Origin of the sequence: Streptomyces sp. SID3343, from assembly GCF_009865215.1 — a bacterium.
In the GTDB taxonomy this organism is placed as follows: Bacteria; Actinomycetota; Actinomycetes; order Streptomycetales; family Streptomycetaceae; genus Embleya.
Window position 1 is genome coordinate 1 of sequence record NZ_WWJX01001055.1, and the last position, 10946, is coordinate 10946.

12 protein-coding genes are annotated in these 10946 nt (G+C 70.5%); 6 read left to right on the forward strand and 6 right to left on the reverse strand.

All coding sequences use genetic code 11. The features are described 5' to 3' along the window. Positions 1 to 743 precede the first annotated feature (743 nt). Entirely contained in the window at positions 744 to 1241 is a 498-nt protein-coding gene (locus GT354_RS32990) for a hypothetical protein (protein ID WP_161360041.1), read from the reverse strand. 70 nt (positions 1242 to 1311) lie between these two features. Between GT354_RS32990 and GT354_RS32995 the strand changes: the two genes are divergently transcribed. Beyond that, a complete protein-coding gene (locus tag GT354_RS32995) occupies positions 1312 to 1926 on the forward strand; it encodes a sigma-70 family RNA polymerase sigma factor (RefSeq protein ID WP_161360042.1) in 615 nt (204 codons plus the stop codon). Between the two features lie 65 nt (positions 1927 to 1991). On the opposite strand, the gene GT354_RS56740 is transcribed toward GT354_RS32995, so the two are convergent. Both GT354_RS56740 and GT354_RS33005 read right to left on the reverse strand, forming a co-directional pair. After that, positions 1992 to 2186 (reverse strand): heavy-metal-associated domain-containing protein, encoded by a 195-nt coding sequence (locus GT354_RS56740; RefSeq protein ID WP_346012291.1) that lies wholly within the window; start codon positions 2184 to 2186, stop codon positions 1992 to 1994. A gap of 265 nt (positions 2187 to 2451) precedes the next feature. Beyond that, complete coding sequence (locus GT354_RS33005; protein ID WP_161360044.1) at positions 2452 to 3606, reverse strand: epoxide hydrolase family protein; 1155 nt, start codon at positions 3604 to 3606, stop codon at positions 2452 to 2454. Between the two features lie 356 nt (positions 3607 to 3962). On the opposite strand from GT354_RS33005, the gene GT354_RS33010 reads away from it, so the two are divergent. From GT354_RS33010 to GT354_RS33020, 3 genes are all read left to right on the forward strand, one after another. Next, positions 3963 to 4760 carry a dienelactone hydrolase family protein gene (locus tag GT354_RS33010; RefSeq protein WP_161360045.1) on the forward strand — a complete coding sequence of 266 codons (798 nt, stop codon included), beginning with the start codon at positions 3963 to 3965 and terminating at the stop codon, positions 4758 to 4760. An 87-nt stretch (positions 4761 to 4847) separates the two neighbouring features. Continuing rightward, the gene (locus GT354_RS33015; protein WP_161360046.1) at positions 4848 to 5513 is read left to right on the forward strand and encodes a hypothetical protein; all 666 of its coding nucleotides are present in this window, start codon (positions 4848 to 4850) and stop codon (positions 5511 to 5513) included. Positions 5514 to 5720: 207 nt separating this feature from the next. After that, complete coding sequence (locus GT354_RS33020) at positions 5721 to 6572, forward strand: acyl-CoA thioester hydrolase/BAAT C-terminal domain-containing protein (protein WP_161360047.1); 852 nt, start codon at positions 5721 to 5723, stop codon at positions 6570 to 6572. Positions 6573 to 6751: 179 nt separating this feature from the next. Here the strand turns inward: GT354_RS33020 and GT354_RS33025 are convergent, their stop codons facing one another. After that, complete coding sequence (locus GT354_RS33025; RefSeq protein ID WP_161360048.1) at positions 6752 to 7183, reverse strand: protein-tyrosine phosphatase family protein; 432 nt, start codon at positions 7181 to 7183, stop codon at positions 6752 to 6754. A gap of 88 nt (positions 7184 to 7271) precedes the next feature. On the opposite strand from GT354_RS33025, the gene GT354_RS33030 reads away from it, so the two are divergent. Continuing rightward, a complete protein-coding gene (locus GT354_RS33030) occupies positions 7272 to 7808 on the forward strand; it encodes a GNAT family N-acetyltransferase (RefSeq protein ID WP_161360049.1) in 537 nt (178 codons plus the stop codon). Positions 7809 to 7829: 21 nt separating this feature from the next. Here the strand turns inward: GT354_RS33030 and GT354_RS33035 are convergent, their stop codons facing one another. Continuing rightward, positions 7830 to 8621, reverse strand: a complete 792-nt coding sequence (locus GT354_RS33035; RefSeq protein ID WP_161360050.1) for an alpha/beta fold hydrolase — start codon at positions 8619 to 8621, stop codon at positions 7830 to 7832. Positions 8622 to 8764: 143 nt separating this feature from the next. Here GT354_RS33035 and GT354_RS33040 point away from each other — a divergent pair, with 143 nt between their 5' ends. Beyond that, complete coding sequence (locus GT354_RS33040; RefSeq protein ID WP_161360051.1) at positions 8765 to 9265, forward strand: SRPBCC family protein; 501 nt, start codon at positions 8765 to 8767, stop codon at positions 9263 to 9265. A 67-nt stretch (positions 9266 to 9332) separates the two neighbouring features. Here the strand turns inward: GT354_RS33040 and GT354_RS33045 are convergent, their stop codons facing one another. Further along, positions 9333 to 10628 (reverse strand): PP2C family protein-serine/threonine phosphatase, encoded by a 1296-nt coding sequence (locus GT354_RS33045; protein WP_237535717.1) that lies wholly within the window; start codon positions 10626 to 10628, stop codon positions 9333 to 9335. Positions 10629 to 10946 lie beyond the last annotated feature (318 nt).

Sequence of the window (10946 nt, forward strand, 5' to 3'; positions counted from 1 at the left end):
GGTGTGCCGCCCGCTGCCCGGGCGCGGGCCACCGCGGGCGCTGCCCGCCTGACCAGTCCGTCCGAGATCGCAGCCGGCCGACGTACATACGTACACGCGTGCCCATACACGTACATGAATGCCTGTATGAACGCATACATATGCATATATGTACGTCCGCGTAACGGCTGCGTGCGTTCGGTTGTTCGGTCGTCACGTGGCCTGGTGGCCTCGTGCGGTCGATCGGCTTCGCCGTGCCCCGAAGTGGTGCGGCGGGGTGCGCGAGCGATGGGCTGTGGGCGGGTGTTCGCCCGGGTATGCCTGATGTGGTGTGCGCCGGCGGGTGGGTGTCCGCGTGCGTGCGAGGGTCGCGAACCATCCCGATCGTCCGAATGGTTCGGTCGGTTCGAGGGGGAATGCCTTCCACGCCGCGAGGACACCGCGCCGGCTGTGGCCGCCATGCACCCCGGGTGAGGTGCGTACCGCCGTCGAGTCCGCGTTCCCGCGTGGGTGACGTACGGATCCGGCGGGCGCAGTAGTCGCCATCACGGCATCGATCCGCCCGGAGGCGGACCGATCGCCGCCGCCTGTCTCACAAGGACGTGGAACGTGACGACCATCAGCAGCCGTTCAACCGGCCGACCCGGAAGCTACCGGGCCGGCCCGGTCATCACCGCATTCGATCCCGATCGACCACCGACACGACACCTTGCCGTCGGCCCGTTCGGCAGCCTCGGCCGCCTCGGCCGGAAGCCGGGCGGGAGTCAGTCGCTGCCGCAGTCACCGCTCCCGGCGCAGGAGCCGGCGCCCAGGGCGTCGGTGGAGCCGGACGCGATCGTCAGGCCCGGCGCCGGCGCGGTTAGCGGCGCCCGTGCCGACCGATCGCCCGGTATCCGCAACAGGTTCGGCAGCGCGTCCGGCCCGGGTTCCGGGCCGCGCTCGACCATCGCGCGCAGCCGGTACACGTCGGCCAGCCAGTCGGCGCAGGCCGCGCAGGCATCCGCGTGGGCTCGGGCGCGTACGGCCGCGGTCGGGGTACCGGTGCCTCGCCCGGCCCCTTGCCCGGTACCCCGCCCGCCATTCCACCGCCGGGTTGCCTGCCCGGATCCTTCGCCGGTCGCAACTTCAGGTTCCTTGTCTGTTTCCCCGACCGTTTCCCCGACTGCTTCCCCGTCTGCGTTCCCGTCCGGTTCCTCGTCCGTGCCGGGCTCCTCGCCGTCGAGGCACGCGGACAACACGTCGCGGCATCGGGTGCAATCCATGGGCTCATGTTCTCCGTTCGTGGGCACCGCCCGCTGTGCGGGGGTGTGAACTGTGGACCATCCTGATCCGATGACGGCTCGGGCCCTGGCCGGTGCGGCCGGTGACCCGGACGCGGTGGACGACCTCGTGCGCGGGACGCACCGAGACGTGTGGCGGTTCGTGGCGTACCTGACCGACGTACAGAGCGCGGACGACCTCACCCAGGAGACCTACCTTCGGGCCTGGACGGCGCTGCCGCGCTTCACGGGAGCATCCTCGGTCCGTACCTGGCTCCTGTCCATCGCCCGCCGGACGGTGGTCGACCGCTACCGGGCGGCCTCGGCCCGACCGCGTACGGTCTCCGTCGAGGACTGGGTCGAAGTCGCCGAACGACGCCAGGACATCACCCTCCCGGGGTTCGACGAGGGATTCGTACTGGCCGATCTGTGCCGCGTACTCGATCCCGCCCGGAGGGAGGCGTTCGTCCTCACGCAGGTCCTCGACCTCGGTTACGCGGAAGCGGCCGGCGTGGTCGGCTGCCCGATCGGCACCGTACGCTCGCGCGTCGCGCGGGCAAGGGACGACCTGGTCACGCTGTTGCGGGAGGCGGAGCGCGGGGCCTTTGCGGATGCCGGCGTGGACACCGGGGTCGAGGTCCGCGAAGTGCGAGGGAGGCGAACGCCCTTGCGCGGCCGGGTGGGCTGACCGCGGCATACGTACGAGGGGCACATCGCCGCGGCGATGTGCCCCTCCTCCCGACCGCGGCTCGCTCAGACCGCAACCGCCGCGGCGGGCTCGTATCCGGCCTCGATGATCGCCGAACGCACCAGGTCGACGTCGACTCCGGTGCCGCTCACGGTGACGGTCGACGCAACCAGGTCCACGGCAACCGAGTCGACCCCACCGACCTTGCGGACCTCGTCGGTCACGTGCCGTACGCAGCTTCCGCAACTCATCCCGCTCACCGCGAACGTGTGCGTCGCCGGCGCCGGCGCCCGCGTATCCGAATCCGCGTCCGCATACGTCGGTGTCTGCGTTGGGGGTGGCGTTGGGGTAGGGGTCGGCGTGTGCGTCGTCCGGGCATCCATCGATGGCACCTGTCTCTCCGATCCGCCCGGCGAATCCCGCCCGGGCGCGGCCTGTTCGCGCTTGCCTACAGGTAGTCGCGGCACCCGGCGGCCGGGTTCCCGGCGTCCCCCGAACGGACCTGTCGGGAGGGCCGGTCGACGCTCAGTGGCCTCGGCGGAGTGGGCCGAAGAACGCGCGCACGTCGTCGACGACCTGCCCCGGCTCCTCGTGGGCCATGAAGTGGCCGCCGCGCTCCGGGGTGTGCCAATGGCGCAGGTCGGCGAAGATGCGGTCGGCGAGGCTCCGGGGGTAGTTCGCGAAGGCCGGTTCGTTGCTCAAGGTGACCGCGGCCGGCACCGGGATCACCGGAAGCGGCTTGTTCGACGGATAGTCGTAGTACTGCCGGAAGGACGAACCGATGCTTTCGGTGGCCCAGTACAGGGTCGCGACGGTCAGGATCGTGTCCTTGTCCCAGCGCGTCTCCAGGTTGCCGCGGCAGTCGCTCCAGTCTTTGTACTTGTCGACGATCCAGGCCACCAGCCCCGCCGGAGAGTCGTTCAGCGCGGCGGCGATCGTGTCGGGGCGGGTGCACATGATCTCGCTGTAGCCCTGGTCGGAGGCGTCGTACGCGTCGAGATCGTCGAGGAACGCCTGTTCCTCGGCGGTCGCCGGGTGCTCGTCGAACTGCGTCGTGATCACTGCGGACGTGACGTGGACGCCGACGACTTCGTCCGGGTACAGGGCGCCGAGCCACTGCGTCACCCCGCCGCCGATGTCGCCGCCGAACGCGCCGTAGTGGTCGTATCCGAGGGTCTCGGTCATCAGCGAGTGCCAGATCTCGGCGACGCCTCTACGGGTGAACGGCTCCTGAGGCAACTCCGAGTACAGGAACCCGGGCAGCGAGGGGACGATCACGTCGAACGCGTCGGCGGGGTCGCCTCCGTGCGCGGCGGGATCGGTCAGCGGCCCGACCACGCGCAGCATCTCGACGAAACTGCTGGGCCAGCCGTGGGTCAGGATCAGCGGCAGCGGCGCGGGCGCACCCTCGGCGCGCTTGCCGCGGATATGCACGAAGTGGACCTGGCGTCCGCCGACTTCGGCAAGGTAGTGGGGGTGAGCGTTGAGCTTCGTCTCGGCCGCACGCCAGTCGAAGTCATGGGCCCAGTAGGCGACAAGCTCGCGCAGGTAGCCCGGATCCGTGCCGGCCGCCCAGTGGACGGCGTCGGACGCGGCGGTGAAGCGGGTGCGGGCCAAGCGGGCGCGGAGGTCGTCGAGCGTGTCGTCGGATACGGCGATCCGGAAGGGCTTGGAGGTCATGGTTCCTTCGCTCGGGAGTATTCACCGGGCCGGCAGGCCCGGCCGGGAGGGCCCGCACAGGGTAGGCGGTTTGCCGGCGCACGTCGTGTGCTTTTCGCCGAGGTCGGGTCGAGTGTCGCGGTTTCGGGCGGGTGATGCTTTGGGTGGGGGTGACGCTTCGGGTCGGGGAGACGCTTCGAGTGGTGGCCACCGAGTGTGAATTGGTGACGATTTTATCCGCAGGGGCTTTCGTAATTTAATTCCGAATGCTATGCTGTAGTTTTGGTGATCGAAATCCTCGGTACAGTTTCGCCGACGTCGAACGCGCCCCGAAAGCGGGCTCGTTCCCATTCGGTGAAAGCTGTGAGGAACTCTTCGTGTGCTATGAATCCGACGCTGTCCCGCCTGTCCACGGGCCCGCAGTCACCGGGGTCGCCAAGTCGGGGCCGCTCACGTTGACTTCGATCGACGGTACGCCGTTCGGCGCCTTCGCGGCCGTGCCCGAGAAGGGGTCGGGCGTCGGAGTCGTGGTACTGCCCGACAATCGGGGTCTGTCTTCTTTCTATGGCGCGCTGTGTGTACGGCTGGCCGAGCAGGGGCATTCCGCGCTGGCTGTGGACTATTTCGGTCGGACCGCCGGCTCGGAGTATCTCGACCGAGACGCGGATTTCGCGGAGACCGAAAACCTCTTTCCACACCTGGTCCGACTGACTCCCGACGGCCTCGACGCGGGCATCACCGCAGCTGCCGAGCGCCTGCGCGCGGAGGGTGCACGGGCGATCGTCACGCTCGGTTTTTGCTTCGGCGGCCGACAGGCGTTTCGTACCGCCGCGCCGCGGTTCGACTTTGCCGGGGTGATCGGCTTCTACGGATTTCCCGGTGCCCTCAACGGTGCGCCCGGGCCCACCGAACTCGCGCCCGGGCTCACCGCCCCCGTACTCGCGCTGTGGGGCGGCGGCGACCCGCACATCTCCGGCGAGGCGGTCACCGCCTTCGACACGGCACTCACCGATGCGAACTGCCCACACGAGTTCGTCACCTACCCGAGCGCACCACACGGCTTCTTCGAGCTCGGCGTCGCGCAGTTCGCCACAGCCTCGGCAGACGCCTGGCACCGAGTACTGAACTTCCTCACCGCGCACGCGAGTCGACCGACGTCGTCGAGTTCGGCCTGATCACGTACACGGGAGTGTTCAACCCGCTGTTCACCACCCATCGACTCGAACACCGACGCCGTACGCGACAGCACCTAGACTCCGGAGATGGCCGGCGACATGAGTAGAACGCTGATCTCGGGTGTGAGCTTCGTAGGACTGCGGATGCGCTTGGAGAATCGGCCCGCACAACGACCCGTACCGGTCGAGTTGGCGGCGATGGCTCGCCAAGGCGACCGGACCGGGCCGGCGAGTTGGCGGGTACACACGCCGATCGAGCCGCCGGATCCCGCCACTCCGCCGCCGCCCGCGCCGAGTGCGCCCGTTGCGCCGCCCGAACTCGGGACACTGGCCGCCGCGTTCGCCGACGTGGAGCGGAGGGTCGTGCGTGACACCCCGCACGCGCTGGTCGTGGTGAACGGTTTCGTGGAGAAGGCCGTCGTGTGGGAACAGCGGGCCTACTGTCCACGCTTGGCGTCGTGCGTGCTGCTGGACGTCATGGGCCTGGCCGCGGCGATCCGGCCCGCCGCCACCCGCCTGCCGTTCGAGGCGCGGCTCCAACAGATCGGGGTCGAGGTGCCGGCCGGGGAACGCGCCCTGACCTGGGACGTCTACGCAGCGATGACACTCTTTCAGCATGTGGTCACCACCGGGGTCTCGACCGGGCGATGGTCCACCCTGGACGACCTGATCCGGATCGCCGGCACGGTCCCGAGCCCGGTCGAACCCGAGTTCCTCCCGGTGCCCGACGTGCAGGAATCCCTCTTCGACTGACGGAGCCGCAAAGCCCAACCCGACCTGACCCAACCCAACCCCACCCAACCCAACCCGACCCAACCCGACCCAAAACCGAGCCGGCATGTGACGTCCAGCCCATCCCCGCGCTCTCGCCCCGGAATGCCGCTCCCGCAGCGGCGCGGCGAGTTGCGTGCCGTGCGGCCCGCACAGTCGGTAGGGTCGCGAGCGTCGTGAGGGGCACGCGTGGAGATCGTCGAGCACCAACTCATTGATCCGTTCGAAGGCATCCTTGCCGCGCCGGTGGGCGGCAGCGACACCGGCGTACTCGTTCTCGGCGGCTCCAGTGGCCGTATCGAACACGAGCGATGTCGCGTACTGGCCCGAGCGGGCGTGATCGCGTTGTCCATCCGGTGGTTCGGCGGTCCCGGACAGTCGCAGGGCATCTGCGAGGTCCCGCTGGAGACGTTCACACCCGCGACCGAACGGCTACGGGCCGAAGGCGCCCACCGCGTCGGCGTCCTGGGGCTGTCCAAGGGCGCCGAGGCCGCGCTGCTCCTGGCCGTGCTCGATCCGCGAATCGACGCCGTGGTCGCGCTGTCCCCGACCTCGTCGACGTGGGCCAACCTCGGCCCGGGCCGCGACGGCCGGACCCACCCGTACCGTTCCTCCTGGACCTGGCACGGCCGGCCGCTGCCGTTCGTCCCCTACGACGACGCCTGGACGCCCGAGGAGCCACGCGGCACCGCCGTCGCCGTACGCGGCTGGTACGAATGCAGCCTGCTCACCTACGCCGATCGCGCCCGCGCCGCCGCCGTCCCGGTGGAGGAGGCCGAGGCCGACCTCCTGCTCGTCGCCGGCGGCGACGACGCGATGTGGCCGTCCCTGCCGTTCGCCGAAGAACTGGCCGCCCGCCGCAGGGCGTTCGACCTGCCCGTACGGGTGATCACCCGCCCCGACGCCGGCCATCGTCCGCGTCTGCCCGGGGAAGGCCCGGCCCCCGTGTCGACACGTTTCCGCTACGGCGGGTCCCACCGGGCCGACGCCGCTCTCGGCGCAGCGGCCTGGCCGCACATCCTCGACATCCTGCGCGGCTGAGCAAACGAACCCGAACCCGCCCTCACCGAGCAGCTTCCGCAGCGTGAGGCCGGTCGGCTCGGCAAATCCCACGTTCACCAACCACCGGCCGCGCCCCACCCTTCGACCCGTCCGACCCGACCCGGCCCCACTCGCCCCGCCCCGCCTCGCCGCGACCCGACCCACCCGGCGGCATCCGTTCAGCCGGCGAACCTCAGCACGTACCGCTTCTGCCAAGGAGTCTCGACCGCACGGCGGTCGTAGTGACTCCGGACGAAGGCGACGGCCCGATCGGCCGGCACTCCGTCGAGAACGGCCAAGCACGCCAGGGCAGTTCCGGTCCGCCCGCGACCGCCTCCGCAGGCCACCTCCACCCGATCCGTATCGGCTCGGTCCCACGCGCGGGTGAGAAGCTCCCGAGCGCGCGCGTGGTCCGCGGGCAGCCGGAAATCGGGCCACCGCAACCAGTCCGCTTCCCAAGGCACTTCGGGCGGGGTCTTGCCGAGCAGGTGGACGGCGTACGTGGGCGTCGACCCGGCCGGCAACGCATGCCGCAATCCGCGCCCACGCACCATACGGCCGGAGGGGAGCCGCAACACCCCGACGTCGGTGGCTTCCCAACTTTCGGTCATCCGATCACTCTAACCACCGCCGGTCCCGCGACACCGACTCGGCGGCCGGAACGCGGCCGGTAGGCAGGGCGGGACCTACTCTGGAGCGATGAACGACGGCGACGAACGGTGGACGGAAGGCGAGTTCGCGCTGCGGCCGTGGGAGGCCGGCGACGCGGAGGTCGTAGTGGGCGCGTTCGCGGCACCCGAGATGAGCCGGCAGGCGTCGCGCGAGATCCTGAGTGCAGCCGACGCACACCTGTGGCTGAGCGATCGTGAGCGTGATCGGCAAGCCGGGACCGGGTATTCGTGGGCCGTCGTCGGCCGGAACGCCGCCGTGCTCGGGTGTGTGGCCGTGACGGCCGTGGATCGGCGACACGACACCGGATGGGTGTCCTACTGGACCGTCGAGGCGGCGCGCGGGCGCGGCGTGGCAGCGGCCGGAGTACGTGCCGCAGCCCGCTGGGCGTTCGCCGAACTCAAGCTCTACCGACTGGAGTTGGGTCACCGGCTCGACAACCCGGCGTCGTGTCGGGTGGCAGAGCGAGCCGGGTTCGTGGTGGAGGGAGTACAGCGGGGCAAGCTGCGCTACGGCGACGTACGGCACGACGTGGAGTTGCACGCGCGACTGGCCACGGACGCCTGACCGGCCGAACGCGGCGGCCGGTCAGCCGCGTACCCGGGCGTCGACCGCGTTGCGGATCAGCGCGGCCGTCTGATGCGGCTGGTCCCAGTGCGGGTAGTGGCCGCACCGCTCGATCCAATGCAGCGTCGCGTCCGGGAAGCGGGAGAGCGCGCGCCCGGCCTGACTCGGCGGCGTGACCCGGTCCCGGCGGCCCCACCCGATCAGTACCCGGGCGTCGAGGGCGCCCAGCCGGACCCCCGCCTGCTGCGGACCCCGGACCATCGCGGCGAGCGCGGCGTCGAAGCCACGCGAGGTCTCGAACCCCCGGAGCTCGGCCAGGACCAGATCGGCGGGCAGCTTCCACGGGCAGGCGGAGAACCGGGACATCAGGGCGGTACGGCCCGCCGACCTCGCGACGATCGCCGGCAGCGCGGGATGCAGCATCCGAGCCAGCGCGGCGCACGCCCGCATGGACACGTTGAACGCCTTGAGCCCGCCCGGCGTCCAGAAGCCGTCCGGGGCGAGTGCGACGGTCGTGCCGGTGTGCCCTCGGCGAGCCAGCTCCAGTACGATCCTGCCGCCCATCGAACTGCCCACGAGGGGCACGCCCCCGAGGCCCTCGGCCGCGATGAAGCGCTCCAGCGCGTCGGCGAGGTTCGCGATGGTGACCGGGCCCGACAGCGGAGGCGTGTCGCCGAAGCCGGGCAGGTCCACGGCGACCACCTCGTGCCGAGCCGCCAGCGCCGGCACGATCGGCGCCCAGGTCCCGTGGCCGGGCCCGAGCCCGTGCACCAGCAACAGCGGACGGCCCGAGCCGGTTCGTACGGCGTGCATGGCCTACCCCTTACGTCGCCAACCCACAAATCGGTCCATTGGCCGCAGCTACCCGGACCGGGTTCTTCGTACTCGGTAAAGCCCGGGTCGCGTCGACGGCGACACATGCATGGAACCCGGCATCGCTGGACAGCAGTAGCCGCATGGTTCTTCACACGCGTTCCGTACAGGTCGCCGCGTCGAGCGACCGGGTGTATCTGCTCCTGTCCGACGTCCGACTGCTGCCCAGGTACTTTCCGCCGGTCACCGAGGTCCGGGCCGATTCCCGCGAGGTGGTCGGGCTGACCGTCGGCAGCGACGCGGTGCCGGCCGTGGTCGAACTCGACCGCGACGGCCCCGGCACCCGCATCGAATGGGTCGTACGCGACACGACGTACACCGGGATCGTGAAGGTCAGCGACGGTCCGAGCGACATCGACAGCATCGTGACCGTGTCGGTCGACGACGGGGAACACCGCAAGGACGCCGAGTTCGAACGGGAGGGCGGCGTGCAGGAGATCGGTCGGTTCGGCGGCTCGCACGGCCGCGAGGAACTGCCGGTCGACGCGCTCACCGGGGACCACGACAAGCGGATGCCGATGGGCGAGGTGCTGGAACGCGCGCTCGACCACCTGTGCGCCTTCATCGAGACCCATCACGTGTAAGCGGGCGCGGGCGGGCCCGGCACCCTCCGCCAGGTGGACGCTCGGGCGTCCTCGTCAGGCGTTCCGGTCAAGCGTCCTGCTCACGCATCCTCGTCGCCGAGGCCGACGTGGCGCCTTCGGGCAGGCCGACGCGAGCCTCGGCCTCCTCGCGGGGGTACGGGGTCGGGCCGTGCCACTCCAGGACCAGGACCGTGGCGTCGTCGTCGAGAGCGTTCTCGTGGAAGCTCAGGACACCCCGGACGAGGCGGCGCAAAGTCTCGGGAACCGGCAGTGCGTCGGCATGGTGCCGGATGAGGAAGTCCAAAAAGCGGTCGAGGCCGAAGGGTTCGCCTCGGGAGAGTCTGCTCTCGGTCATGCCGTCGGTGTACAGGACGACGCGGTCGCCGGGTTCGAGTTGCTCGGTGTGCAGCTTCGCCTCGATGCCCAGGTCGGTGCCCAGTGGGTGCGCGGGCACGCCCTCGAGGGGCGCACTCCAGCGGCCGCCCCGGATGATCACCGGCGGGTGGTGGCCGCGGTTGACCCAGGTCAGCAGACCGCTGCAGGTGTCCAGGTCGGCGAGGATCGCGGTGGCATAGCGGGTGCGGTCGAACTGTTCGATGAGGACCTTCTCGATGGCCTCGCCCGTATCGACGAGGCCGAGGCCCTGACGGCGGTTGTTGCGAAAGGCTGCCACGGCCAGGTTGGCGGTCAGCCCGGCGGCCGTGTCGTGGCCCATGGCGTCGAAGATCGCGACGTGCGCGACGTCGCCGTTGATCGCGAAGTCGAACGCGTCGCCGCTCGCCTCGTAGGCGGGTTCCATGACGGCCGCGATCATCACCCGGTCGTCCGTGTAGGAACGCGGCGGCATCAGGTGCCACGACATCTCGGCGGCGACGTTCATCGACTCGGTGCGGACCAGGTGCGCGTGCACGTCGCTGGCCCTGCGCTTGCTGACCACGAGCAGGCTCACCAGCGTCGCGAGGGACAGCATGGCCCCGTACGTCGCGTCGTCGTCGGCGGCGTCGTCGTCGGTGTACACGCGGAGCACGCCGAGTCGTTCGCTGCCGTCCAGGAGCGGTACCCACCAGCCGTACCCCTCCCCGTCCTCCCGGGTGATGGGCAGTACCTTGCCCTGCTGAAAGGCCCACCCGGCAAGGGAACCCTCGATGGCCGCCTCGGCCTCCACCCGCGGTCCCGGGTCGGCGCCCGGGAGCACGCGCAGCACCCGCTGCTGGAGGTCGCACAGGTGGATCGACACATCCCGCAGCCCGGCCCCGCGGGCGTGTTCGGCCACCTGGGTCGACAACTGCTCGAACGGCATCAAATGGCTCGCGCTCAGCAGTGAGCGGAGCATTTCGGTGATGTCTCGACTGCGGTCCGGCATCCGGGTTCCTCCCCATCGGTTGACCGATGGGAGTCAGTGGCCAACGCCCCCAGTGTCGCGCATACCCGACAACCGACCGGCTTCGGGCCGAGGGGCAAAGGGGCCACGAGCCGAAAAATCACGGGCCGAGGTGTCGGGGGCGGACGCGATCAGGGCATCCGGCTGTGGTCACCCGCGCGGGCGCGACGGTGGGAGCGTGCCGCGCTCGGTGCGGCGGCGGCGCAGGACGACCAGGATGTCGATCCACGCGATCAGCGCCGTCGCCGCGCACACGATCGCCGCGACGATCCAGAACCCCTGGACGTCCGCGACATCGTT

Bases quoted from the DNA above. Each gene is read 5' to 3' on its own strand.
- GT354_RS32990 (WP_161360041.1), bottom strand. From the start codon at position 1,241: ATGGATTGCACCCGATGCCGCGACGTGTTGTCCGCGTGCCTCGACGGC.
- GT354_RS32995 (WP_161360042.1), top strand. From the start codon at position 1,312: ATGACGGCTCGGGCCCTGGCCGGTGCGGCCGGTGACCCGGACGCGGTG.
- GT354_RS33005 (WP_161360044.1), bottom strand. From the start codon at position 3,606: ATGACCTCCAAGCCCTTCCGGATCGCCGTATCCGACGACACGCTCGAC.
- GT354_RS33015 (WP_161360046.1), top strand. From the start codon at position 4,848: ATGGCCGGCGACATGAGTAGAACGCTGATCTCGGGTGTGAGCTTCGTA.
- GT354_RS33025 (WP_161360048.1), bottom strand. From the start codon at position 7,183: ATGACCGAAAGTTGGGAAGCCACCGACGTCGGGGTGTTGCGGCTCCCC.
- GT354_RS33030 (WP_161360049.1), top strand. From the start codon at position 7,272: ATGAACGACGGCGACGAACGGTGGACGGAAGGCGAGTTCGCGCTGCGG.
- GT354_RS33035 (WP_161360050.1), bottom strand. From the start codon at position 8,621: ATGCACGCCGTACGAACCGGCTCGGGCCGTCCGCTGTTGCTGGTGCAC.
- GT354_RS33040 (WP_161360051.1), top strand. From the start codon at position 8,765: ATGGTTCTTCACACGCGTTCCGTACAGGTCGCCGCGTCGAGCGACCGG.
- GT354_RS33045 (WP_237535717.1), bottom strand. From the start codon at position 10,628: ATGCCGGACCGCAGTCGAGACATCACCGAAATGCTCCGCTCACTGCTG.